This is a genomic window from Kitasatospora hibisci (genome assembly GCF_043950205.1).
GTDB classification, from domain to species: Bacteria; Actinomycetota; Actinomycetes; order Streptomycetales; family Streptomycetaceae; genus Kitasatospora; species Kitasatospora hibisci.
Genome location: NZ_CP171642.1, coordinates 1,326,845 through 1,350,570, shown reverse-complemented (window position 1 = coordinate 1,350,570; position 23,726 = coordinate 1,326,845). Strand labels below are relative to the sequence as shown.

The window sequence follows — 23,726 nt, the reverse complement described above, 5'->3', positions numbered from 1 at the left end:
TCTCGACGTCAAGATACTTGATGTCGACAGACCTGGCCGGGGGTGGTCGGGGCGAGCGTGGCGCGGAGCAGCTTGCGGTCGGGCTTGCCGGCCTCGGTGAGCGGGAGGCGGTCCAGGAGGTGGACGGCGTTCGGCACGTACATCCGGCCCAGTCGCTCGGTGACGAGCGCCCGGACCGACGCGCCGTCGGGGCGATCGCCGGCCGCGGGCACGACCGCGACGTGCAACTCCTCCGTCCCGTCCGCTCCCCGGGTGCCGAAGGCGGCGCACTGGGCGATGGCCGGGTGGGAGAGCAGCACCTGCTCGACATCCGCCGGGTACACGTGGCCGCCGACCACGACGACCATGTCCTTCAGCCGGTCGACCAGGTGGAGGTAGCCCGCCGTGTCGAGGTGGCCGACGTCCCCGGTGCGGACCCAGCCCTGTTGCAGCACCTCGGCGGTGAGGTCCGGGCGGTGCCAGTAGCCCGTCATCGTCGTCGGGGTGCGGACGAGGACCTCCCCGTTCTCGTCCGGGGGCAGTACGGCGCCGGACGGGTCCCGGATCTCGATCGCCACCCCGGGTACCGGGCGTCCGGCGGTGATCCGGCCGCCCGGCCCGGTGACGGAGTGCTCCTCCGGTCCGACCTCGGCGATCGCACCGGCCTCGGTCTGCCCGTACCAGCCGTGCAGCACGGGCCCGAACAGCTCGGCGGCCCGGCGCAGCCGTGCGGCGGAGGCAGCGGTGCCGCCGTAGAACAGCCTCCGCAGGGCGGGGAGTTCGGTGCTCGCCGCGGCCGGGTGGTCCAGCAGCCCGTACAGCAGCGGGGGGAGCAGCCAGAGATCGGTGATGTGCTCCCGCTCCAGCGCGGTGAGGACGTCCGCGGGGTCGAAGCCGTGTTGCAGCACGACGGCGCCCCCGGCGAGCAGCGCCGCGTCGGCGAGGATGCCGGCCATGTGGGCGAGCGGGGTGCAGACCAGTACGCGGGGCGGGGGGTCGGACCGCAGACGGTTCGCCAGCCCGTCGAGCATCCGCCGGTAGGGGCCGTGGGCCATCGGGACGCCCTTCGGGGTTCCGGTGGTGCCGCCGGTGAAGCGCAGGCACCAGTCGTCCTCGGCCCGGACCGGCTCCGGCGTCCGGAACGGCGCGCCGGTCGGGGAGGGGGCGGGCAGGGCGTCGAGGGTGAGCACGGTCGGGAACGGCAGGCGTTCGAGCAGGGCGTCGGCCGCGGGCTGCCCGGCGGGGTCGACCAGCAGGGCGCCGGCGCCCGTGCTCGCGGCGACGTCCGCCTGCACCGCGGCGGACATGCCCGTACCGAGGAAGGCCGCCCGGGCGCCGAGGAGGTTCACCGCGTAGCGGGCCGAGACGGCCTCCGGCCGGTTGCCGGTGAGGAAGGCCACGCTGTCCCCGCGCCGGACGCCGTGGGCGGCCAGGACGGCGGCGGTCGCAAGGACCTCGTCGGCGAGCGCGCGGGCCGTGACCGTGCGGCCGTCGGCGGCGACCAGCGCGGGCCGGTCGGGTCCGCGGTCCAGGGCGGCGAGGATGCCGTCGACGTAACTCTCGAACAGGGGTGCCGGTTTGGCGGTCATGCGGGACAACTCCTCGAACGGGACGGGTGTGCGGCGGGGCGGCGCCCCCTCTCGGAGGCTAGGCGGGACCTGCTCATCGACTCCACGACCGAAATCGGCATGAGACGATGCCTCAGGTGTTATGAGCGGACGGTGCGGAAGGTGCGGGCGGCATCGATGTCATGGACGACGCGGGCCCGAGGGGAATGAGCGGATGGACCTGCCGGCACTGCGGTGCTTCCAGGTGGTGGCCCGGTACGAGCACATCAGCCGGGCGGCCGAGGAGCTGAGGGTGGCCCAGCCCTCGGTGAGCCGGACGATCTCCCGACTGGAGGCGGAGCTCGGGGTCCGGCTCTTCGACCGCCGGGGCCGCCGGATCCACCTCAACGGGCACGGTGCGGCCTTCCTGCGCCGCGTCGATCGCGCGCTTCGAGAGCTCGACGACGGGGCAAGCGAGTTGACCGACGCTGCCGAACGCAACCGCCGGGTGACGCTGGCCGCCGAGACGCTGCTGACCGTCACCGGCCTGCTGGTCCGCTTCCGGGCCGCCCACCCGGGCATCGAGGTGCGGCTGCGCCAGTCGGCCGCCGACGCCATGGCGCGCCGGCTCCGGACCCGGGAAGTGGACCTCTGCGTCGCGTCCCAGCCGCTCGTCGGACCCGGCCTCGTCTCGGAGCTGTTGCTGCGGGAGGCGGTGCTGCTCGCCGTGCCGGCCGGCCATCGGCTGGCCGGCCGCGAGGCGGTCCTGCTGTCCGAGCTGGAGGGCGAACCGCTGGTCACCCCGAGCAGGGGGCACTGGCAGCGGGTCCTCGCGGACCGGCTCTTCGCCCGGGCCGGCGTCGAGCCGGTGGTCGCCTGCGAGGGCGACGAGCCCGGTGCCGTCGTCAGCCTGGTCGCGGCGGGCCTCGGGGTGGCCCTGCTCCCGGCGATGGCTCGGGCCTCGGAGGTCCGCGGGCCGCTCTCCTGGGTGCGGATCGCCGAGCCCGACTGCCACCGCGAGCTGCGCCTCGTCCGCGACGGCGGCGCCCCCCGCTCGGCCGCCGCCCGCCTCTTCGCCGCGTTCGCGCTCGACCACTTCCGCACGGTGGGCGCGACGGCGACGGCGACGGCGGAGGACGCGGCCGGGGCCGGCGCGACCGCCTGAGCCGGGGGCCGCCGGCCCCCGGCGCCTCGCCCCGCTCGGTCGTCGGAGGCCGTGGTTAGGCTGGGAGACTCACCGTCCCACCGCCCCGGAGGCCTGCCCCGATGTACGCCCTGCACGCGCTCTGGCGAGCCGACGGCCGCCTCGCGCTCTGGGCGGAGGACGCGGCGGCCTACCGCACCGGGCGGCCCGGCACGGCACGGCCGGGCGCGGGCGCGCATCCGTACGCCTGCGCGGCGGGGGAGGTCGCCCGGCTGCTGGGGGCGGTCGGGCCCGGCCTCGGCTGGCTGGCCGGCCAGGCGGACGAACGCTGGACCGGCCTGCTGCTGCCGACCCTCGGCGAGCGGCCCGTCCCGTCGCCGGACCTGCCGGTGGGCAGCGCACCGCGCGGCGTCGCGCTCGGTGCGTGGCGGGTCCCGACACTGCTGTTCGATCCGGCCGGGGCGGCCCAGTTGCTGGGGGCGCTGTACGACCCGCGCTGGCCCGGTGCGACGGTGGAACTGCCCGGTGGCGAGTCCGTCGAGCTCACCTACGGCGCCTCGCTGCGCTGGCTGTCCGCCGTGCACGATCTCGCCTGGCGGCTGGTCGGGCGGGGGCGGCTGCTCCCCGTCCTCGCCGAGGAGCGGCCGGGCGTGTGGTACGCGCGCTGGCGGCCCGCCCCGGACGCACCGGCCCGGCGGGAGCTGGCCGCGCTGGCCGAGGGCTGCCCGCCGGTCTGCCGGGCCGAGCACCGCCCGGGCGCGGGCCGGCCGGACGCCCCTGCCACCACCCCGACCGGCACCGAGCTGGCGACCGGCCTGCTCGACGCCCTCGTCGACCAGGAGGCCCGCGCCGCCCTCGTCGACCTCGAACCGCCCGCCGAGCCCTGGCTCGCCGCGCTCCACGCCACCGACGGCCGCCTCCACCGGCCCCCTGCCGCCGACCTGCCGGAGCGCCTGACCGCCTGGGGGGCCGCCCGCCCCGCCGACAGCCCGGTCCGGCTCAACCTCCGCCTCACCGAACCCCTCGGCCCGGACGGCCTCCCGGACGGCCGCGGCCGCGCCGAGGACGACCGCGCCGAGGACGACCGCCCCGGGCGGGCGTCCCGGGAGGACGGCCCGGACGCGTCCCCCGAGACCTGGCGGCTCGACCTGCTGCTCCAGGCCGCGGACCACCCCTCCCTGGTCGTCCCCGCGGCCGACCTCTGGACCGGGGGCGCGGGGGCCGCCGCCCTGACGCGCACCGTCGCGGACCCGGCCACCGCCCTCCTCGCCGAGCTGGAGCGCGCCGCCCGCGTCCACCCGCCGCTGCGCAGCGTGCTGCTGGCCCCCCGCCCCACCGGCGTCGACCTGGACCGTGCGGGCGCCCTGCGCTTCCTGCGCGAGGCAGCCCCCGCCCTCACCCGGGCCGGCTTCGGCGTGCTGCTCCCCGCCTGGTGGCAGCGTCGCCCCCGGCTCGGCCTAGCCCTCACCGCGGCACCGACCACCGCCCCGGGGTCGGTGCGGCGCACCGCCCGGGTGGACCGGGACGCCGTGCTGGACTTCCAGTGGCAGCTCTCCATCGGCGAACTGACCATCACCGAGGAGGAGTTGGACGAGCTGGTGGCGGCCCAGCAGGGGCTGGTCCGGCTGCGCGGCCGCTGGATCGAGGTGGACCAGGCCCAACTCGCCGCCGCCGTGAGCTTCCTGGCCGCGCAGGGCGGCGGAGTGATGGAGCCGGTCGAGCTGCTCCGGCTGGCCCTGGACGACGGCGCGGTGGTGGACGGACTACCGGTGACGGCCGTTCGCGCCGCCGGGCCGATCGGGGACCTGCTGGCCGGCCGGCCCGGCCCGGCCGACCGCGTCCCCGAACTGCCGGACGGCTTCACCGGAACCCTCCGCCCCTACCAGCGAAGGGGGTTGGCCTGGCTGGACGCCCTCGGCCGGCTCGGACTCGGCGCCGTGCTGGCCGACGACATGGGCCTCGGCAAGACGGTCCAGACCCTCGCCCTGCTCGCGCTGGAGCAGCAGCGCGGCGCCACCGGCCCCACCCTGCTGGTCTGCCCGATGTCGCTGGTGGGCAACTGGCAGCGGGAGGTGGCCCGGTTCGCGCCGGGGCTGCGCGTCCACGTCCACCACGGGGCCGACCGCTCCGCACCCGACCGGTCCGCCGACCTGGTGATCACCACCTACGGGCTCGTCCAGCGCGACGCCGCCGAGCTGCGCGCGATCCGCTGGCGGCGGATCGTCGCGGACGAGGCGCAGCACATCAAGAACCCGGCGGCCCGTCAGTCGCGGGCGATCCGCTCGTTGCGCTCCGGGCCGCGGATCGCGCTCACCGGCACACCGGTGGAGAACCGGCTCGCCGAGCTGCACGCGGTGCTGGACTTCGCCAACCCGGGGCTGTTCGGCAGCGCGGAGTCGTTCAGGGAGCGGTTCTCGATCCCGGTGGAGCAGGCCGGGAGCGCCGAGGCCGCGGCCCGGCTGCGCCGGCTGTCCGGGCCCTTCCTGCTGCGCCGCAGCAAGAGCGACCCGCAGATCGCCCGGGACCTGCCCGCCAAGCAGGAGTTCACCGTCCACTGCAGTCTCACCGCCGAACAGGCCGGTCTCTACCGGGCGGTGGTGGCCGATCTGTTGGAGCGGCTGCGCGGCATGCGCGGCGTGGAGCGCAAGGGCGCCGTCCTCGCGGCGATCGGCCGGCTGAAGCAGGTCTGCAACCACCCGGCCCAACTGCTGCACGACGGAACGGCGGTGGCCGGCCGCTCGGGCAAGGTCGAGCGGCTGGTGGAGGTGCTGGAGGAAGCGCTGGCCGAGGGCGACCGGGCGCTGGTCTTCACCCAGTACGCCGAGTTCGGCGCCATGCTGCAGCCCCACCTGCGCGAGCGGCTGGGCGAGGACGTGCCGTACCTGCACGGCGGGGTGCCCAAGGGGCGCCGGGACGAGCTGGTCGACCGATTCCAACGTCCAGACGGGGCAGGGGTGTTCCTTCTCTCGTTGCGGGCGGGCGGAACCGGTCTCAACCTCTCCGCCGCCAACCAGGTGATCCATCTCGACCGCTGGTGGAACCCGGCCGTCGAGGACCAGGCGACCGACCGGGCGCACCGGATCGGGCAGCGCCGCGACGTGCAGGTGCGGCGGCTGGTCTGCGTCGGCACGGTGGAGGAGCGGATCGACGACCTGCTGGCGGCCAAGCGCGGTCTGGCCGACGCCGTGATCGGCGGTGGCGAGGAGTGGCTGGCCGAACTGTCCGCCGAGCGGCTGCGCGAGCTGCTCGTCCTGTCCGCCGACGCGATCGGAGAGTGACCCGCAAGATGCCCGCCCCCGACCGCCGGCCCGTACCGGGCGACCGGCCGCTCGCGGACTGCCTCGACACCTTCTGGCAGGCCCGCATCCCGGCGGCTCACGCCGAGCCTGCCACCGGGGCCGACGCGCGGGTAGCCGCCGGCAGCCCCGTACCCGGCACTGTGCTCGCCGAGCTCGGCGCCTCCGGGATCACCGTCCGAGGGCGGCCCCTGGAAGCCGCCCTCGGACCGGCGTACCGGCTCTTCACGGGCGGCGGGTAGCGGCGCCGCCCCGCCTTCCGGCTCTAGCCGGCCGTCACCGGGTAGTGGTCGGAGAGGTCGTTGTAGGTGTAGCTCCTGCCCCAGCTGCTCACCGTCCACGGTGCGCTGTGGAAGCGGACCACGGTGTTGGTGTAGTTCGCCGGCCGGGCGTGGTCGGTCCGGTAGAGGACGTAGTCCAGGTCCTCCTTGGGCTCGCCGGGGTACCGGTAGGCGGCGATCGAGTTGTCGACGGTGTCGAAGGAGTCGACCCAGCCGTTGCGGGTGTCGGCCGGTGCGACGCCCGCGTTGGCGAGCAGCGACGGGTACTCGGTGTCGTGCGAGTTGATGTTGAGGTCGCCCGCGATGACCACCGGCTCGGCGGCCGGGATGTCCTTGCCGTCGATGAACGACTTCATCGCCTTGAGCTGCGCCGCCCGCACGGCCGCCGGCTCACCGGCGGAGCACCCGGTGTCGGTGGACTGGAGGTGGGTGCCGACCACGTGGGTGCGCAGGCCGTTGACGTTCAGCACGGCGTAGACGAAGCCCTTGTTCGACCACCAGTCCGCCCCGCAGGCGTCCTTGAAGACGTACTGTTCCTTGCGCAGGATCGGCCACTTGCTGAGCAGCGTGACCCCGCCGTCCTCCGGCGTGGTGGAGCTGTAGCTGCCGCCGGTGGCGTCCCAGCCGCTGGTCGACCGGCCGACGACCGGGGTGTGGTACGGGTAGGCGGCCGAGGCCTGCGAGGTGAGCAGGTCGGAGGCGGCGTTGTCGAAGGCCTCCTGGAGGACGACGACGTCCTGCCCCTGGAAGAAGTCCGCGGCGGCGATGGCCTTCGCGCGGTAGTCCTGGCCCCAGTTGGGGTAGAGGCTCTTGCTCATCAGGAAGACGTTGTACGTCAGTACCTTGAGCGCGGGCACCGATCCTGCGGGCACGGTGGCGGCCGAGGCGGTCGGGGTGACGGTCAGCGGGGCGATCAGGCCCGCGGCGACGGCAGCGGCGGCGGCCAGGCGCGTGCCGCGGCGAAGCGTGGTGGGAGTTGGCATGCCCGCAGTGAACGCGCCTCCGGCCACGCCTGGCAAGACATCGGACGATCACCGTATGAACTCGACGGTAACTTAAAGCTGTCTGGCCAACTCGCCCTCCGAATCGGCGACTTGCTTGGACAACTTGCTTGGCCACCACATGCGCCGGTCCAGGTCCATGGTGAGCGCGGTGACCAGGACCGACCGCACCACCAGGGTGTCCAGCAGGACGCCGAGGGCCACCGCGAAGCCGATCTCGGCGAAACCGACCAGGGGCAGGGTGCCGAGCACCGCGAAGGTGCTCGCCAGGATCAGCCCAGCCGAGGTGATCACCCCGCCGGTCGCCGCCAGCCCGGTGATCGCCCCCATCCGGGTGCCCTGGTGGACGGACTCCTCCCGTACCCGGGTCATCAGGAAGATGTTGTAGTCGATGCCGAGCGCCACCAGGAAGACGAAGACGAACAGCGGGAAGGCGTTGTCCTGGCCCTCGAAGTGGAAGGCGTGTTCGAAGAAGAACGCGCTGATCCCGAGCGCCGACGCGTACGACAGCACGACGGTCGCGATCAGCACCAGCGGAGCGGTGATCGCGCGCAGCAGCAGTGCCAGGATCACCAGCACCACGCCGAGCACCAGCGGGATGATCGTCCGGTTGTCGTTCGTCGCGGCGCGCCCGGCGTCCAGGATCACCGCCGTGCTGCCGCCGACCTTGGCGTCCGCGTCCGGCACCGCGTGGACGGCCGTCCGCACCCGGTCCACGGTGTCCTCGGCGGCCTGGCTGTCCGGCGGATCGGTGAGGGTGGCCTTGAACAGCGCCTTGCCCTCGTGCACCTCGGGCGCCGACGTCCCCGCGACCCCGGGCGTCGAGGTCGCCGCCGCCCGAACGGCGACGGCCCCGGCCTCTGTGCTGATCACGGTCAGCGGCGCGCCCGTCCCGCCCGGGAAGTGGTCCTGCAGCACCTCCTGGCCGACCACCGAGTCCGGCTTGCCGGTGAAGGTGCCGGCCGTACTGAGGCCGGAGGCGTTCAGCGAGACCAGGCCGACGCAGCAGGCGGCCAGGGCCAGCGTGGTGCCGATCCACACCTTGCGCGGACGGCGGCCGATCCAGGCACCGACGTGCGCCCAGCGGCCCGTCCGGGTCGGCTCCGGCGTCCCGTACGCAGGCTTGACCGGCCAGAACACCCACCGGCCGAAGACCACCAGCAGTGCCGGCAGCAGGGTGAGCATCGCGACCAGTGCCACCAGCACACCGATCGCACAGACCGGCCCGAGGCCGCTGGTGGAGTTCATCTCGGCGACCAGCAGGCAGAGCATCGACGCGACCACCGTGGCCGAGGACGCCAGGATCGCCGGGCCGGCCCGGTGCAGGGCGAACGCCATCGCCTCGTGCCGGTCCTCGTGCCTTCGCAGCTCCTCCCGGTAGCGCGCGGTGAGCAGCAGCGCGTAGTCGGTGCCGGCACCGAGGACCAGCACGATCAGGATGCCCGCGCTCTGCGCGTTGACGGTCAGTCCGACGTGGTCGGCCAGCAGGTAGATCACTGCCTGGGAGACGACCAGCGCCCCGGCGGCGGAGAGCAGCGGCAGCAGCCACAGGACGGGGCTGCGGTAGGTCAGCAGCAGCAGGATGATCACCACGCTGATGGTGGCGGCCAGCAGGGTGCTGTCGATGCCCGCGAAGACCTCGGCCTGGTCGGCGCCGATCCCGGCGGGGCCGGTGACGTAGGTGACCATGCCCTGGCTGCCGTCGGCGGCGGTGGCGCGCAGGTCGTCCACGGCCGGGCGCAGGGCCTCCCAGCCGCCGGTACCGATGTCGATCGGCACGATGGTCTGCATCGCCTGGCCGTCGGCGGAGACCACCGGTCCCACCACCTGGCCCAGGACGTGCGGCGCGGTGGCGAAGGCGGCGGCGTCCCGGGCCGCCTCGACCCGGTCGGCCGCGGTGATCCCGCCGTCGCGCTGGTAGACCACCACGGCCTGCGCGGTGTCCACCGGCTGGAAGGCGCGCTGCTCGTTGAGCACCTGGGTGGACTCGGCGTTGCCGGGCAGCCAGCTGGAGGCCTGGTTGTCCTCGGCGCCGTTGAGCTTGCCCGCGAGCGGACCCGCGACCACCAGCAGCACCAGCCAGAGGGCCAGCACCACCCACTTGCTGCGGCGCCCGCACGGGAGTGCGGCCAGTCTCCGGGTCGGGCTCATCGGAAACCCCCAGGGGCCTGAGGCGTCAACTCGTTCCAGCCTCTCACCGGCCCGCCGACCCGGCAGCCGGAGTGCGGCCGGGTCGGTGCCCCGCTCCCCGCGGGTCGCTCCCGTCTCCGCTCTCCGCGGGCCGCTGCCGCGCGGCCGTCCCCGCCGTCAGCGGCGCGAGCGCTGCCCCGGAACGGCGGCCCGCTCCCGCAGCTCCTTCAGCACCCCGATGTCGAGCGCGTGGCCCGCACCGTCCCCGCCGTGCTTTCGGTCCGGGGTCTCGACCACCAGCGGGACGCCGGCGGTCTCCGGGTGCTCGAACAGCTCCCGGAACGGCTCCGCGCCGATCATCCCGGCGCCGATGTTCGCGTGCCGGTCCTTGCGCGCGCCGACCGCGTCCTCCGAGTCGTTGGCGTGGATCAGCCGCAGCCGCCCCGGCCCGGCGGCCGCGACCAGCGCGTCCAACGTCTCCCGGACGCCTCCCGGCGACGCGAGGTCGTGCCCGGCCGCGAAGGCGTGGCAGGTGTCCAGGCAGACCCCGACCTTCGGGTGGCCGTCCAGCGCGTCCACGTACTCCGCGAGGTCCTCCATCCGCGAGCAGAGCGAGCTGCCCTGGCCTGCGGTGGGCTCCAGCAGCAGCCACGGCGCGTGGTCGCCCAGCGCGTCCAGCTCGTCCAGCAGCGGGCGGACGTCCGCGCGGACCTGGGCCATCGCCTCGGCCCGCCGCGACCCGCCGCCCGGCGCCGTCCCGACCGCCGACCCGGTGTGCAGCACCACGCCCAGGGCGCCGATCGCGTGGCCGCGCAGCAGCGAGTGCCGCAGCGAGTCGGCCGAGCGCTCGCGCGTCGCCGCGGTGTCCGAGCCGAAGTTGATCAGGTACGGCGCGTGCACGTACGCCGGAACGCCCTGCTCGGCACAGGCGGTGCGGAACTCCGCGTCCTGGATCGGGTTGCCCGGGGGAGTGGCCCAGCCACGCGGGTTGGCCACGAACACCTGGACCGCCTCCGCGCCCACCCGCCGCGCGTACGCCAGGCCCGTCCCGGCCAGCCCGCGGGCGGCCACCGGCACGTGGGCGCCGATCGGGTTGCGGACGGCGGCCGCCGCGGGCAGGGCGGCGGGCGGTAGGGCGGCAGCGGTGTTCATGGCCCCGAGCATGCCACGGCGGCGCTCCCGCCCCCGGCGCGGGTGGCGGCCACCGCCGTCGCGCCGGCCTCCGCAGCCGCCCGGCCCCGTCGAGCCCGGCCTCGTCACCGCCTCGGCCGACGCACCGTCAGCCCCACAGCCCAGCCCTGGTGGCGGGTCCACCCGTGCACCCATAGCGTCGATTCGGGCCGGCCACCACCGGCCGTCGTCTCCCACTCACAACGCGTCACCGCGCCGGAGTCCCGCGAGCGCGCCAGAAAGCAGGTCACCAACTCATGCCCACGCGACGGGTCCACCACCTCGCCGCGGCCACCGCCGCCGCCACCGCCCTCACCACCGTCCTCGCCACCCTCGCCGCCGCGCCCGCGGCCCACGCAGCCGGCGGACTGCACCTCGTCCGCCCGGGCGAATCGATTCAGCAGGCCGTGGATGCGGCCAGCCCCGGTGACACCGTCCAGCTGCTGCCGGGCACCTACTACGGCAGCGTCCGGATCACCACGCCCGGCCTCACCCTGCGCGGCGTCGGCCGGAGCAGCGTGATCGTCCCCGGGAACGCCGACGAGGGCACCGCCGGCGACACGGTCTGCGCCGCCGCCGGTCACGGACTCTGCGTCGCCGGTGCCGACGCGGAGCCGCTGCGCGGCGTCACCGTCGAGGCCCTCGCCGTCACCGGCTTCCCCAAGAACGGCATCAACATCGCCTCGACCACCGGCATGACCCTGCGTGCGACCTACGTCCACGACAACGTCCAGCAGGGCATCAGCCAGGAGAAGTCGACCCGCGCCGTCATCGTCGGCAACGAGTCGGCCCGCAACGGCCAGTCCGGCATCTTCCTCGCGAACAGCGTGGTCAACGAGGGCGGCGCCACCGACACCGAGGGGACGCTGGTCAGCGGCAACCGGCTCTCCGAGAACCGGATCGGCGTCACCGTCCGCCGGCTGCGCGACCTGAGCATCGAGGAGAACGAGGTCCGCGGCAACTGCGGCGGCGTCTTCATCGTCGGCGACGAGGGCGTGCCCAAGGCGGGCGCGCTGAGCGTCACCCGCAACCGGGTGCTCGCCAACAACAAGTACTGCCCGCCCAACCCGCGGCTCGACTACATCCAGGGCACCGGCATCCTGCTCACCGGCGCCGAGGACACCCGGGTGACCGACAACCAGGTCCGCGACAACGTCGGCGCCTCGTCGATGTCCGGCGGCATCGTGCTCTTCCGCAGCCTGGTCGGCACGCCCAACGCCCGCCACACCATCAGCGGCAACCACCTGACCGGCAACAGCCCGGCGGACCTGGTCGACGCCGACACCGGCACCACCAACACCTTCGTCGGCAACCACTGCGCGGTGTCCGTGCCGGCCGGCCGCTGCTGACCCCGCACGCCCAACGCCACCCTTCCCACCTGCAGAAAGACGGCACATGACCACCGCACCCGCCACCACCCCGCAGGCCGCGATGCGCCTGCGGGAACTCGTCTTCGGCGCCGCTTGCGCCGCCGCCGTCCGCGCGGCCGCCCGGCTCGGCGTCGCCGACGCGCTCGGCGACACCCCGACCGCCGTCACCGACCTGGCGGCCGAGCTCGGTACCGAGCCCAAGCCGCTGCGCCGCCTGATGCGCGCCCTCACCTGCTACGGCATCTTCCACGAGGTCGGCGACGACCGGTTCGAGCACACCGAGATGTCCCGGCTGCTGCGCGAGGACGCCCCCAACAGCCTGCGCTACATCTCCCTCTGGTGCACCGAGCCGTGGACGTGGGAGGCCTGGCCGATGCTGGACGAAGCCGTCCGCTCGGGCCGCAACGTCTTCCCCGAGATCTTCGGCAAGGAGTTCTTCGACTACCTGCACAGCGAGGGCGGCGACTCCGCGCGGGTCTTCGACCGGGCGATGACCACCTCCAGCCGGCAGTCCGCGGCCGACTTCGCCGCCTACCTCGACCTGACGGGCATCGACTCGGTGGTCGACATCGGTGGCGGCCAGGGCCACGTGCTGGCCAGCCTGCTGGAGAAGCACCCCGCGCTGCACGGCACCCTGCTGGACCTCCCCAAGGTGGTCGCCGGCGCCGACCCCCGGCTCCGCGACGGCGGTGCCTTCGCCGCCCGGGCGCGGCTGGTGCCCGGCGACTGCCGGGTCGACATCCCGGTGCGCGCCGACCTCTACATCATCAAGAACATCCTGGAGTGGGACGACGAGAGCACCCGTCGCACCCTGGCCAACGTGGTTCGGGCCGCCAAGCCGGGCGCCCGCGTCGTGGTGGTCGAGAACCTGGTCGACGACAGCCCCTCGATGCGCTTCACCACGGCGATGGACCTGATGCTGCTGCTCAACGTCGGCGGTGCAAAGCACTCCAAGGAGAGCATGGTGCGGCTGATGGAGGAGGCCGGTCTGTCCGTCGCCGGCGTCCGCGAGGTCAACCCCTACCTGCACGCCTTCGAGGCCACCGTCCGCGGCTGAGCCACCCGCGCCGGGCAGCCGGCGCCCAGCGAACCGCCCGCACCGGCGAACGGTGCGGGCGGTTCCGCGCTTCGCCCGCACCGGCGACCGGCAACCGGTGCCGGGAACGGCGGGGCCCCGGTCGGCGAGGTCGCCGACCGGGGCCCCGCGGCGGCGGGCTCAGGCCCGCCGCGAGGACTCCAGGTGCGCGAAGACCACCACGTTGTCGAGGTAGTCCTTGCGCTTCCTGTCGTAGGTGCCGCCACAGGTGATCAGCCGCAGCTGGGCGTCGGGCGTCTTCCCGTAGACCTTCTGGTCGGGGAAGGCGCTCTTGGAGAAGGTCTCCACCGAGTCCACCGAGAAGACGGCGACCGTACCGTCCGCCCGCTGCACCTCGACCTTGTTGCCGGGCAGCAGCAGGCTCAGCAGCAGGAAGACCGCCGGGCCCTTGGTGGTGTCCACGTGCCCGGCCACCACCGCACTGCCGCGCTCGCCGGGGGTCACACCGTCCCGGTACCAGCCGACCAGGTTCTTGTCGTCCGGCGGCGGTGCGTTGAGCTGGCCGGCCGGATCGAGTGTCAGCTCCGTGAACGGGGCGTCCACACCGATCTGCGGGATCCGCAGCCGGGTCGGCGCGGCCCGCTTCAGCGGGGGCGCCGCGGCGCCCTGGGCGGCGGCCTTCGGCGCGGCGGGCGCGGTGGGCGCGGGGGCCGCAGCACCGGGCGTCGGGCCGGCGCTGGCCGCCGGGGGCGCGGCCTGGCCCGAGGCGGGCTCCGCCGGGGACCCGGAGTCCACCGAGTTGTAGATCAGCAGCAGACCGGCCGCCGCCGCGCCCATACCCGCGCGCAGCAGCCGGGACGTACCAGGAACCAGACCGGCCATCGTTCCACTCCTCGGCCGTGCGGGACTGTTCTGTCACCACGAGTCGGTCACCACGACCCGGTCGTCACGATCCGGCCGCGGCGACTCGCCGAGGACGAGCCGGCCGGCACGCGTCGGCCACGACGAGTCGGTGATCTTGCGCCGGCCGTTGCGGCGAAACCGCTCGTGGCCGCTCGGCGGGCCCGGTGGACCCGCGCGCCCCCGCCGCGGCCTGCGCGCAGGGGCGGCGGCCACGGCGGGGAGGCGTCGGACGGCGCCCGGCTCAGATCGCGGCGCCGGCCGAGCGACGGCCCTTGCGCAGCGCGATGGCACCGGCCCCGAGACCGCCGAGCAGCAGGACGGCGCCGGAGGCGAGGCCGCCGCCGGACACCAGGCCGCCGCCACCGGTGTGCACACCACCGTGCGGGGCCTTCTCCTCGCCCTTCTCGCCCTTGTCGCCCTTCTCGCCGTAGGAGGAGGAGCCGGACGAGCCGGAGGAGGCTCCCTTCTCCTGCTTCTCGTCCCAGGTCTTCTGGCCGTCGGGGCTGGCGGCCTTCTCCTGCTTCTCCTGCCAGGTCAGGTTCTTGTCGCCGCCGTCGGCGAAGGCGGCAGGGGCGCTGATGGTCGCGGCGGCGGCGGCGATGACCGCCCCGGCGAGCAGCGTGCGTGCAGAACGCATGATGTTGATCCTTCCGGCGCGGAGCCGCGACTGCCGACACGTCGTCGGCCAAGGGGACTCGCGGTGCTGCGCCTGATCCACCGTCAACCACCTTCGGCGCCGCTGCCACCGGAGGACGGCGGCGGTGGCCGCGGCGGTGCGCCCCTTCGGGTGGTCTCCCGGGCGTGTTCACCCGAGTGCACGGGCGGTCCGGGTGAATCCGGGCCGGGCCCTTGCGCGCGTCGCCCGCCTCGCACCCACGGCTGTGCTCCGGACACGGGTGGTCGGACCGCGGTCTGCTGCTCCGGAGCCCGGCCCGCCCCGGTGCCGCGGTCGTCCTCGAAGGCCGGCCGCCGCCGTCCGGGGCGGGCCTTACCGGACCCCGGGGAACCGGGGGCGCCTGCCCGCGTCTATCTTGAGGGGCCACTGACACGAGAGGGAGCGGGCGATGGGCACGGTCGGTCGGAAGGTGGCTGCCGCGGCGGCCGCAGGGGTGCTGCTGGGCGTGCTGACGGGGTGCAGCTCGGGGGGGTCGGCGACCTCCCGGGACGCGGCGCAGGGCGGTGCGTCCGCCACCGCGGGTGCGGCGTCGGGCCAGGCCTCGGCCGCCGCCTCGGCCTCGGTCTCGGCCTCGGCGCCGGCCCCCACGGGCGGGGCCGCCGCCGGCGGCGGCGCGTCCGCCGCGGCCGGTACGCCGGGCGCTTCCGGGACGGCCGGGGCGCCCACGGGCGGCGCGTCGACGCCGGGGGCGGGTGGCGGTTCCGGCGGCGGCGCGTCCGGCGGCGGCGCCCTGCCGGCGCCCACCGCGGACTCGGACGCGCTGGTGCTCGACGAGAAGCTCCTCCTGCAACTGCTGCCCGACGGCAAGGCCATGACCGGCTGGGAGGAGGAGAAGCGCCGGGTCGACTCCGCCGACCACGCCATCACCTGCTCCGGCAGCGGGGCGTGCAGCGGCAAGCCGCTCAGCGGGACGGCCCGCTTCTCGCTCGGCGAGGTGACCGCGCGCTTCGCGATCGACACGCTGCCGACCAAGGCCGCCGCCAAGGAGAAGCTCGCCGAGGTGTACGCGTCGTACGGGGACGCGAGCACGTACCGGGCGGTGGACATCGTGCCGCTGGGGAGCGAGTACCGCGCGTTCCAGGGCCAGCTGGCCGGCCGGGACGGGGTGAGCATCGTCCTGCGCTCCGGCACGCTGGTCGCCGCGGTGACCACCGAGGGCGGACCGGCCGACCCGGCGGCGACGCGGAAGCTGGCCGTGATGCTGGTCCAGCGGATCGAGCAGGCCCAGGCGGGCAAGACCCCGGACGCCGCACTCGGCGCGGCCTGAGCCCGCACCCCCCGCCGCCGGCCCCCGGCCGCCTTCGGCGCCCGACGCCCGGCCTCCGACGTCCGCCCGACGTCGGGGGCCGGGCGTCGGCGTACGGGTGTGACGGCATGGGGAACGGGCGCGGCGGCCCGGACCCGGGTGCGGCCGGGTGCCCGATAGCACGGCGAGGCCACGCCAGAGTGACGAATGGTCAAGACTTTGCAGGTTCCGGCCATGTTGGCGGCGGCTGTCCGATGGCCAGATCATGCCTGTCCGGTATTCGGACGATGTGGCGCGGATCCTGGTTTGGATTCCGTCCGGTCGGGATGTCGCTGGTCGGACTCCCGGCGGTGGCCCGGCCCGGCGGGCGGTGGGCCGGGATGGAGCGCGACCGGGCCGGGGAAGGGGCGGAATCCGGCCGTTGTGGCGGAAGGCCGGAAACGAACCGACCGGTTGCCCGGTGTCGAATCGGTAACCGAGAGTCGTACTGATGAACGACATGCCTCGTCCGAACCCCGCCCGCCTGCTGGGTCTGCGCGATTTCCGCCTCCTCCTGTCGGGGGCCGTCGCGGCCCAAGTGGGCAGTCAGGTCACCCTGGTGGCACTGCCGCTGGTCGCGGTGGTGGAGCTCGACGCCGCGCCGTTCCAGGTCGGTCTGCTGACGGCGGCGGAGACCGCGGCCTTCCTGCTGGTCGGGCTGCCCGCGGGTGCCTGGCTGGACCGGATGCGCAAGCTGCCCGTACTGATCCGCGCCGACGTGGTGCGCTGCCTCGCCGTCGGGTCGATCCCGCCGGCCGCCGCCCTCGGCGTGCTGACGATGGCCCAGCTCTACCTGGTCGCCCTGGTCACCGGCGTGGCGACGGTCTTCTTCGACGTGGCCCACCAGTCCTTCCTGCCGGCACTGCTGCCGCGGGAGCGCCTGGTTGCCGGCAACGGCGCGATCGAGACCGTCCGCTCCTCGGCCCAGGTCGCCGGCCCGGGGCTGGGCGGCGGGCTGGTCCAGCTGCTCGGCGCGCCGCTGGCGATCGCGGCCGACGCGGTGGGCTACCTGACCTCCGCGGTGCTGCTCGCCCGCATCCGCGCCGAGGAGGAGCCGCCGCCCCCGCCGGACCCCGGGCGCTCGCTGCGCACGGAGATCGCCGAAGGCGTCGGGTTCGTGCTCCGGCACCCGCTGCTGCGGTCGATCGCCGCCGCCACCGCCGTCTCCAACCTGTTCGCCGCCGTCCTGATGGCCGTCCAGACGGTGTTCTGGGTCCGGGTGCTGGACCTCTCGCCGGCCGCCATCGGGGTGCTGCTCTCCGTCTCGGCGGTCGGGGGACTGGCCGGGGCGCTCTGCGCTGGCCCGCTGGCCCGCCGGATCGGCCAGGCCCGGCTGATCTGGCTCGCCCCGGTTCTCACCGGACCGTTCGCGCTGCTCTGGCCGCTGACCGGCGACGGAGCCGGCGTGGCGTTGTTCGGGCTGGCCTCGGGCACGGTCCTGTTCGGCGCGGTGGTCTACAACGTCGCCCAGGTGAGCTTCCGGCAGAGCGTCTGTCCGCCCGGGCTGCTCGGCCGGATGAACGCGACGATGCGCTTCCTGGTCTGGGGCACCCTGCCGCTGGGTGCGCTGCTCGGCGGCGCCGTGGCCGACGCCGCCGGAGCGCGCGCCGCGCTCTGGGTCTGCGGGGCCGGGTTCCTGGTGGTGCCGCTTCCCCTACTGCTCTCGCCGCTGCGCGGCATGCGGGAGCTGCCGACCGGCGCCGGCCCGGCCGAGGCGCACGCTCCTGCGGACGCCGGCTCCGCCGAGGCGGGCCGGGAGCACGCCCCGGGCGGGCCCGGCAGCGCCACGGCCGGGGAGGCCGCGCCCTCCCCGGAGGATGCCAGACCCGCCCGCTGACCCGCCCGGCCCGCACGCGCCGGTGACCGCACCGGTCGTCCGGCGGGGCCGTCCTGCCCGGACGGGGGGCGGCCCCGCCCCCGAGTCCCGCCCCGCCAGCCTCCTCTCCTCCCGATCCGCCGATCCGATCCGCCGAACCGAAAGCGGAGATCCTTCCGTGCACTCCAGCATCACGGCCGCCTACCTCACCCGGTTCCGCTCCGTCGCCGCCGACTCCGTCGCCGACTCCGGGGGCGGGCTGCTCCCGCTCACCGGTGCCCAGCGCCGCTTCCTGATCGCCCGGCGGCGCGACCCGCAGAGCCGGACGGACATCGTGCCGCTCTTCTTCGCCTATCCCCGGGGCACCGTCGACCTGCCGCGGCTGCACCGCGCCGCCGTCCGGCTGGCCGCCTCCCACCCCGCCCTGCGCGGTTCCTTCGCCACCGTGCGCGGCACTCCCGTGCTGCGCCTCGCCGGACCGTCGGTCGCGGTCGAGCGGGCGGAGACCGGCCCGGACGGCACGGCCGACGGGGCGCTGCGCCGCGCTCTGCTCGACTGGCCGGCCGACGGCCCGGCCCTGCGCCTGCTGCTGGCGGCCGCCCCGGACGACGAGGAGGAGCTGCTCGCCGTCGCCCTCGACCACGCGGCCTGCGACGAGCAGTCGCTCGGTCTGGTCACGGCCGGGCTCGCCGCCGCCTACGCGGAGGACGGGTCCGCCGGGCCGGCGGGGGACGACGGGTCGGCGGCCTACCGGGAGGCGGTGGAAATGCAGTTGGCGTCCGAGGACGCGGCCGCGAGCGCCACCGCGCACGCGTACTGGGCCGCCCGGCTGGGCGGACTCGGCGGGGCCGGCGACGCCGGCCCGGCGGCCCGGTCCACCGGGATGGTCACCCACCGGCTGCCGGCCGCCACCGGGGCGGCCCGGGGCGCGCTCTTCCCCGCGCTGCTGGACGCCGTAGGTGTCGCCGCCCACCGGCTCGGCGAAGGGGACCGGGCGCTCGCGCTGGGCTACCCCTGGGGCGGGCGGCCGCCCGGTGCCGCACCGGTGGTCGGCTGCTTCCTCAACACCCTGGTCCACCCCGCGCCGGCGAGGCCCGCCACGGGACAGGCTGACCGCGCCGGCCTCGACGAGCTGAGCGCGGCCTGGTGGGACGACCTCGACCACGCCGACACCCCGTTCGACGACGTGGTCCGGGCCGCCCGCTCCGCCGGGGCGCGCTGGTCCGGCGCCCTGGACGGGCTGCTCACCTTCGAGGACCTGCAGCGCCGCCCGCCGCTGGTGCTCGCCGGAACGGCGGGCCGCGAGACCCACCTGGCCGGACGCCCGCTGGCCGCGCCGCTGGCCGTCTCCGCCTCGCACGGCGACGACCTGCTGGTCCGGCTCGCCTGGGACCGCGACCGCTACCCGGACGCCGCCGCCGAGGACGCCTTCGAGGCGATGCTGTCGGCCCTGAGCCGGCACCTGGGCGGGCCGGCGGCCTGAGCCCGGCCCGGCCGACCCCGCACCGCGGTCCCGTCACCACCCCACAGTCACCCCCTCGCGCCCGCCGGGCCGCCCGATCCGGGCGCACCCGCCCGGCGGTCGGCCGGCCACGCCCCCACCCCCGGCGCCGGCCGCGAACCGAGCAGGACGGCCACCGCCGTTCGGCTGCACAACCGAACAACAACCCACCACCAAAAGGGAGTTCGTCATGTTCGCCCTCTCCTCCTCGCAGGAGATCGTCTGGCTGCACGAGCAGATGCTGCCCGGCAGTCGCGCCTACAACTTCACCGCCGCCCTCGATCTCTGGGGCCCGCTCGACACGGACGCGCTGCGCGCCGGAATGGCCGCGGTGCTCGCCCACCACCCGGGCCTGCGGCTGGAGTTGGTGGCCCGACCGGAGGGGCTGCCCGCCCAGCGGGTCGGCTCCCGGACCGAGCCCCGGCTGCGCATCGGCGACCTGGCCGGCGAGGCCGACCCCGAGGCCGCCTTCCAGGCACTGCTCCGGGCCGAGGCCGAGGAGCCGCTGGACACTTCGGCGGCGCCGTTGCTCCGCTGGCACCTCGTGCGGCTCGCCGAGGACCACCACCGGCTGATCCACGTCGAGCACCACCTGATCCACGACGGGCACTCCTTCGCGATCCTGCTCCGCGACCTCTTCACGGTCTACCGCGGGCACGTCCTCGGCGAGCCCGCCGAGCTGCCTGCGGCCCGCTCGTACGAGGAGCACGTGCGCACGGCCGAGTCCGCCGCCGCGGACGCCCGGGAGCGCGGACTCGCCTTCTGGAAGCGTGAGTTGCAGGACGCCCCGCTCGACCTCACGCTACCCGGGCTGGCCCGTCCGGGCGTCGCGCGCCGCCACCGGGGCGGGCAGCTGCGCCAGTCGATCGGCGCCGACCTGGCCGAACGGCTGCGCGAGCGGAGCCGGGAGGACGGCCACACCCCGTTCTCCACCCTGCTCACGCTCTTCGCCGAACTGCTGCGCCGCCACAGCGGGCACCCGGAGCTGGTGGTCGGCACTGCGGTCGGCAACCGGCCGCAGGGCTTCGAGAGCGCCGTGGGCATGTTCGTCAACACGGTGCCGCTGCGGCTGCGGCTGGACCCGGCCGCCCCGGGCATCGAGGCGGTCGACGAGGTGACCGACGTCCTCTTCCGCGCGCTGCCCCACCAGGACGTCCCCGTCCAGGAGCTGACCCGAGCACTGGGCCGGCACACCAGCGGCGCCGACAACCCGCTGTTCGACGTGATGTTCAGTGCGCACGACGCGCCGCTGCCGGACATCCAGGCGCCCGGCCTGGAGGTCTCGCTCTACGAGGGATTCAACACCGGCACCACCCGATTCGACCTCGACGTGGTGCTGCTGCCCGACGACCGCCGGGTGGTGGGCGAGAAGCACGGCGCGGCCGGAATGACTCTGGTCTGGGACTACGACGCGGACCTGTTCGGCGAGGAGATCGCCGAACTGCTCGCCGGGCGCCTGCTGGAGCTGCTGCGCCGCTACCTCGACCGGCCGCAGGCTCCGCTCGCCGCGCTCGCCTCGACCGCCCCCGAGCAGGCCGCCCCCGAGCAGGCCGCCCCCGAGCAGGCCGCCCCCGAGGAGACTGCCACCGAGCAGGCAGCCACCGGACACGCCCTGGACGCGGCCGCTGTCCTCGACCCCGCCGCCGCCCACGACCCGGCCGCCCTGGCCGTGCTCGCCGGTACCGAACGGCTCAGCTACGGCGACCTCGACCGCCGGGTCGGCGAGCTGGTCGACCGTCTGCGGGCCGCCGGGGTGACGCCGGGCCAGCCGGTGGCCGCCGTCCTGCCGCGCGGGGTCGACAGCGTGGTCGCGCTGCTCGCCTGCCTGCGCCACGGCGCGGTGTACGCCCCGCTCTCCGCCGAGGACCCGGCGGCCCGTCTGGGCCTGCTGCTGGAGCGGCTGAGCCCCGCGCTGGTCCTCGCCACCCGGCAGAGCGCGCTCGCGCTGCCCGCCGAGGGCGTCACCCCGGCCCTGCTGGACGGCCCGGCGTTCCCCAAGGCGGAGCCGGCCGCGGTCCTCGACGGCGCCGCCTACCTCATCCACACCTCGGGCTCCACCGGCGTGCCCAAGCCGGTCCTGGTCGGCCGGGAGGCGCTGGTCGGCTATGCGGCCGCCGTTGCCGGACGGTACGGACTGGGCCCCGCCGACCGGGTGCTGCTCTTCGCCCGCCCGTCCTTCGACGTGTCGCTGGAGGAGGTGCTGCCCGCGCTGGCCGCCGGCGCCGCCCTGGTGGTGCCGCAGCGCGAGGTGCCGACCGGGCCGGAGCTGGTCGCCGTCCTCGCCGCCCGCGGCGTCACCGTCGCCAACCTGCCGACCAGCTACTTCCTCGCCGTCCGGGAGGACCTGGCCGAGGCGCTGCGCGACGGCCGCTGGTCGCCGCGCCTGCTGGTGCTCGGCGGCGAGCGGCTGCCGGCCCGCGCCCTGCGCGGCCTGGCCGGCGCCACCACCGCCACCGTGCTGAACGCCTACGGCGTCACCGAGGCGACCGTCACCTCCACCGTGCACGAGGTCACCGAGGCCGACCTGGCCGAGGACGCCGCCGAGATCCCGCTCGGCACCGAGCTGCCCGGCGTGCGGGTGCACGTTCTGGACGACGGCCTCCACCCGCTGCCGGCCGGCGCGGTCGGGGAGCTGGCGATCGGCGGCGCGCTGCTCGCCGAGGGCTACCTCGGCCTCCCCGAGGTCACCGGGGCCCGCTTCGTACCGGTGCCCGCGCTCGGCGGCGAGCGGGTCTACCGCACCGGCGACCGCGGCTACCGCGACCTGAAGGGCCGGCTCTGGTTCCTCGGCCGGCAGGACAACCAGGTGAAGCTGCGCGGCTACCGGATCGAGCTGGAGGAGATCGAGGCCGCCGCCTCCGCGGAGCTCGGTGGCCGCTCCTGCGCCGTCGTCCTCCACCACGACGAGGCGTCCGGTCCCCGGCTGCTCGGGTTCCTGGAGGGTGCCGAGCAGCCCGACCAGGCCGCCCTGCACCAGGCCCTCGGCCGCCGGCTGCCCGGCGGGCTGGTCCCGGCCGCCTGGACGGCGCTGGACACCATGCCGCTGCTGCCCGGCGGCAAGCCCGACCGCGCGGCCCTGGCCCGGATCGCCGCCGAGGCGGGGCCGGCCGGCGAGCCGGCGCAGGCGCAGCAGCAGGCCTTCACCGACCCCGGGCAGGCCCTGATCGCCGAGGCCTGGCAGGAGGTGCTGGGCCACGACCGCTTCACCGCGGACTCGCACTTCTTCGAGGTGGGCGGGCACTCGCTGCTCGCCGCCCGGCTCGCGGCCTGGCTGGAGCCGCGCCTGGGCAGCCGCCCGCAGTTGCGCACCCTCTTCCAGCACCCCGTCCTGGCCGACCAGGCCCGCGCCCTGACCGGAGCGAACCAGTGAGCACCTCCGCGCTGTCCACCCCCTCCAGCGTCCTCGAAGCCGGCCACCGTGAGCTCGTCGACGCCTTCGAGAGCTTCATCCGCCGCGAACTCGTGCCGCTCGCAGCCGAGTTGCCCGAGACCGCCGACCAGCCGCCGGCCGACCTGCGGGCCTACGTCCGCAAGCGCTCCGCCGCGCTCGGCTTCTACGCCGGCGACTACCCCGAGGAACTCGGCGGCGCGGACATGCCGTTCACCGCCGTCGTGCTGCTCCACCACGCCGCCGGGCGCAGCGGCTGCCCGCTGGCGCCGTACGCGCTGGCCGGTTCGGACGGGCCCAGTCCGCTGCTGCGACACGGCACCCCCGAGCAGATCGAGCGCCACCTCGTTCCGCTGGTCCGCGGCGAGCAGGCGCGCTGCCTCGCGCTCACCGAGCCGCAGGCCGGCTCCGACGCCTTCCGGCTCACCACCACCGCCGTCCGCGACGGCGACGGCTGGGTGCTGAACGGCCGCAAGACCTTCGTCAGCAACGCCGACCGGGCCGACATCGCCCTGGTCGTCACCGCCACCGACCTCGGCGAGGGCGCCGGCCCGACCGGCGGAGCGACCGCCTTCGTCCTCCGGATGGACCACCCGGGCCTGCGGATCGGCCAGCGCTACGAGGGCATGTCCGGCGAGCCGCTGTTCGAGCTCACCCTGGACCAGGTGCGGGCGCCGATGGACGCGGTGATCGGCGGCGAGGAGGGCGTCGGAGCCGCCACCGCGCTCGCCATGGACAGCCTCTCGCGCGGTCGCCTGGTGGTCGCCGCGATGTGCAACGGCGTCGCCGAGTACGCGCTCCGCCTGGGCGTCGAGTACGCCCGGGAGCGGCAGGCCTTCGGCGAGCCGATCGGCAACTACCAGCACGTCCAGGAACACCTGGTGGCCACCCGGGCGGAGGTGGAGGCCTCCAAGCTGCTCACCCTGGCCTGCGCCCGGCTGGTGGACGAGGGCACCGAGGCCCCCGAGAACGCCGCGCTGGCCAAACTGACCGCCTCCGAGACCGCCGTCCGGGCGGTGGACCGCTCGCTCCAGGTGCACGGCGCGACCGGCTGGGTGCGCGGGCACCCGCTGGAGTTCCTGTACCGCTACGTCCGGATGACGACGATCATCGAGGGGACCTCCGAGGTCCAGAAGGTGATCGTCGCCCGGGCGATGGGCCTGGGCTGAGCCGCTCCCGCCTGCGAAATCCGCCACGCGACCT

The 23,726-nt window shown here is 75.4% G+C and carries 16 protein-coding genes; 10 read left to right on the top strand and 6 right to left on the bottom strand.

Annotation, left to right across the window (positions count from 1 at the left end; genetic code table 11):
• Positions 1-8: 8 nt before the first annotated feature.
• The gene (locus ACF9IK_RS05745) at positions 9-1,568 is read right to left on the bottom strand and encodes a class I adenylate-forming enzyme family protein (protein WP_395293149.1); all 1,560 of its coding nucleotides are present in this window, start codon (positions 1,566-1,568) and stop codon (positions 9-11) included.
• A gap of 193 nt (positions 1,569-1,761) precedes the next feature.
• Between ACF9IK_RS05745 and ACF9IK_RS05740 the strand changes: the two genes are divergently transcribed.
• The 3 genes from ACF9IK_RS05740 to ACF9IK_RS05730 all read left to right on the top strand — a co-directional run bounded on the left by ACF9IK_RS05740 (position 1,762) and on the right by ACF9IK_RS05730 (position 6,208).
• Positions 1,762-2,691, top strand: coding sequence for a LysR family transcriptional regulator (locus ACF9IK_RS05740; protein WP_395293148.1), 930 nt, complete (start codon positions 1,762-1,764; stop codon positions 2,689-2,691).
• A 101-nt stretch (positions 2,692-2,792) separates the two neighbouring features.
• Complete coding sequence (locus ACF9IK_RS05735; RefSeq protein ID WP_395293147.1) at positions 2,793-5,948, top strand: SNF2-related protein; 3,156 nt, start codon at positions 2,793-2,795, stop codon at positions 5,946-5,948.
• The gene (locus tag ACF9IK_RS05730) at positions 5,945-6,208 is read left to right on the top strand and encodes a hypothetical protein (protein WP_395293146.1); all 264 of its coding nucleotides are present in this window, start codon (positions 5,945-5,947) and stop codon (positions 6,206-6,208) included. Before ACF9IK_RS05735 ends, ACF9IK_RS05730 begins: the two co-directional genes overlap by 4 nt.
• 23 nt (positions 6,209-6,231) lie before the next feature.
• Here the strand turns inward: ACF9IK_RS05730 and sph are convergent, their stop codons facing one another.
• The 3 genes from sph to ACF9IK_RS05715 all read right to left on the bottom strand — a co-directional run bounded on the left by sph (position 6,232) and on the right by ACF9IK_RS05715 (position 10,530).
• Complete coding sequence (gene sph, locus ACF9IK_RS05725; protein WP_395293145.1) at positions 6,232-7,230, bottom strand: sphingomyelin phosphodiesterase; 999 nt, start codon at positions 7,228-7,230, stop codon at positions 6,232-6,234.
• 72 nt (positions 7,231-7,302) lie between these two features.
• Positions 7,303-9,399 (bottom strand): MMPL family transporter, encoded by a 2,097-nt coding sequence (locus ACF9IK_RS05720; RefSeq protein ID WP_395293144.1) that lies wholly within the window; start codon positions 9,397-9,399, stop codon positions 7,303-7,305.
• 156 nt (positions 9,400-9,555) lie between these two features.
• Complete coding sequence (locus tag ACF9IK_RS05715; RefSeq protein ID WP_395293143.1) at positions 9,556-10,530, bottom strand: deoxyribonuclease IV; 975 nt, start codon at positions 10,528-10,530, stop codon at positions 9,556-9,558.
• A 275-nt stretch (positions 10,531-10,805) separates the two neighbouring features.
• Here ACF9IK_RS05715 and ACF9IK_RS05710 point away from each other — a divergent pair, with 275 nt between their 5' ends.
• On the top strand, positions 10,806-11,897 hold the full coding sequence (locus tag ACF9IK_RS05710) for a right-handed parallel beta-helix repeat-containing protein (RefSeq protein WP_395293142.1): 1,092 nt from the start codon (positions 10,806-10,808) through the stop codon (positions 11,895-11,897).
• Positions 11,898-11,943: 46 nt separating this feature from the next.
• Positions 11,944-12,975: a methyltransferase gene (locus ACF9IK_RS05705; RefSeq protein ID WP_395293141.1), complete on the top strand. Its 1,032-nt coding sequence runs from the start codon at positions 11,944-11,946 to the stop codon at positions 12,973-12,975.
• A gap of 159 nt (positions 12,976-13,134) precedes the next feature.
• Here ACF9IK_RS05705 and ACF9IK_RS05700 read toward each other — a convergent pair whose 3' ends face one another.
• Both ACF9IK_RS05700 and ACF9IK_RS05695 read right to left on the bottom strand, forming a co-directional pair.
• Positions 13,135-13,836: a class F sortase gene (locus tag ACF9IK_RS05700; RefSeq protein ID WP_395293140.1), complete on the bottom strand. Its 702-nt coding sequence runs from the start codon at positions 13,834-13,836 to the stop codon at positions 13,135-13,137.
• A 262-nt stretch (positions 13,837-14,098) separates the two neighbouring features.
• On the bottom strand, positions 14,099-14,494 hold the full coding sequence (locus tag ACF9IK_RS05695; protein ID WP_395293139.1) for a hypothetical protein: 396 nt from the start codon (positions 14,492-14,494) through the stop codon (positions 14,099-14,101).
• Between the two features lie 427 nt (positions 14,495-14,921).
• On the opposite strand from ACF9IK_RS05695, the gene ACF9IK_RS05690 reads away from it, so the two are divergent.
• The 5 genes from ACF9IK_RS05690 to ACF9IK_RS05670 all read left to right on the top strand — a co-directional run bounded on the left by ACF9IK_RS05690 (position 14,922) and on the right by ACF9IK_RS05670 (position 23,692).
• Positions 14,922-15,800 carry a hypothetical protein gene (locus ACF9IK_RS05690; protein ID WP_395293138.1) on the top strand — a complete coding sequence of 293 codons (879 nt, stop codon included), beginning with the start codon at positions 14,922-14,924 and terminating at the stop codon, positions 15,798-15,800.
• 469 nt (positions 15,801-16,269) lie between these two features.
• Positions 16,270-17,655, top strand: coding sequence for an MFS transporter (locus ACF9IK_RS05685; protein WP_395293137.1), 1,386 nt, complete (start codon positions 16,270-16,272; stop codon positions 17,653-17,655).
• Between the two features lie 157 nt (positions 17,656-17,812).
• On the top strand, positions 17,813-19,117 hold the full coding sequence (locus ACF9IK_RS05680; RefSeq protein ID WP_395293136.1) for a condensation domain-containing protein: 1,305 nt from the start codon (positions 17,813-17,815) through the stop codon (positions 19,115-19,117).
• 208 nt (positions 19,118-19,325) lie between these two features.
• Positions 19,326-22,505 (top strand): non-ribosomal peptide synthetase, encoded by a 3,180-nt coding sequence (locus ACF9IK_RS05675; protein WP_395293135.1) that lies wholly within the window; start codon positions 19,326-19,328, stop codon positions 22,503-22,505.
• Positions 22,502-23,692 carry an acyl-CoA dehydrogenase family protein gene (locus ACF9IK_RS05670; protein ID WP_395293134.1) on the top strand — a complete coding sequence of 397 codons (1,191 nt, stop codon included), beginning with the start codon at positions 22,502-22,504 and terminating at the stop codon, positions 23,690-23,692. The genes ACF9IK_RS05675 and ACF9IK_RS05670 overlap by 4 nt, the downstream gene beginning before the upstream one ends.
• Positions 23,693-23,726: the final 34 nt, after the last annotated feature.

Coding starts and splice junctions, on each gene's coding strand:
- ACF9IK_RS05710 (WP_395293142.1), top strand. CDS start 10,806: ATGCCCACGCGACGGGTCCACCACCTCGCCGCGGCCACCGCCGCCGCC.
- ACF9IK_RS05685 (WP_395293137.1), top strand. CDS start 16,270: ATGAACGACATGCCTCGTCCGAACCCCGCCCGCCTGCTGGGTCTGCGC.
- ACF9IK_RS05690 (WP_395293138.1), top strand. CDS start 14,922: ATGGGCACGGTCGGTCGGAAGGTGGCTGCCGCGGCGGCCGCAGGGGTG.
- ACF9IK_RS05720 (WP_395293144.1), bottom strand. CDS start 9,399: ATGAGCCCGACCCGGAGACTGGCCGCACTCCCGTGCGGGCGCCGCAGC.
- ACF9IK_RS05705 (WP_395293141.1), top strand. CDS start 11,944: ATGACCACCGCACCCGCCACCACCCCGCAGGCCGCGATGCGCCTGCGG.
- ACF9IK_RS05740 (WP_395293148.1), top strand. CDS start 1,762: ATGGACCTGCCGGCACTGCGGTGCTTCCAGGTGGTGGCCCGGTACGAG.
- ACF9IK_RS05675 (WP_395293135.1), top strand. CDS start 19,326: ATGTTCGCCCTCTCCTCCTCGCAGGAGATCGTCTGGCTGCACGAGCAG.
- sph (WP_395293145.1), bottom strand. CDS start 7,230: ATGCCAACTCCCACCACGCTTCGCCGCGGCACGCGCCTGGCCGCCGCC.
- ACF9IK_RS05745 (WP_395293149.1), bottom strand. CDS start 1,568: ATGACCGCCAAACCGGCACCCCTGTTCGAGAGTTACGTCGACGGCATC.
- ACF9IK_RS05715 (WP_395293143.1), bottom strand. CDS start 10,530: ATGAACACCGCTGCCGCCCTACCGCCCGCCGCCCTGCCCGCGGCGGCC.
- ACF9IK_RS05695 (WP_395293139.1), bottom strand. CDS start 14,494: ATGCGTTCTGCACGCACGCTGCTCGCCGGGGCGGTCATCGCCGCCGCC.
- ACF9IK_RS05700 (WP_395293140.1), bottom strand. CDS start 13,836: ATGGCCGGTCTGGTTCCTGGTACGTCCCGGCTGCTGCGCGCGGGTATG.
- ACF9IK_RS05735 (WP_395293147.1), top strand. CDS start 2,793: ATGTACGCCCTGCACGCGCTCTGGCGAGCCGACGGCCGCCTCGCGCTC.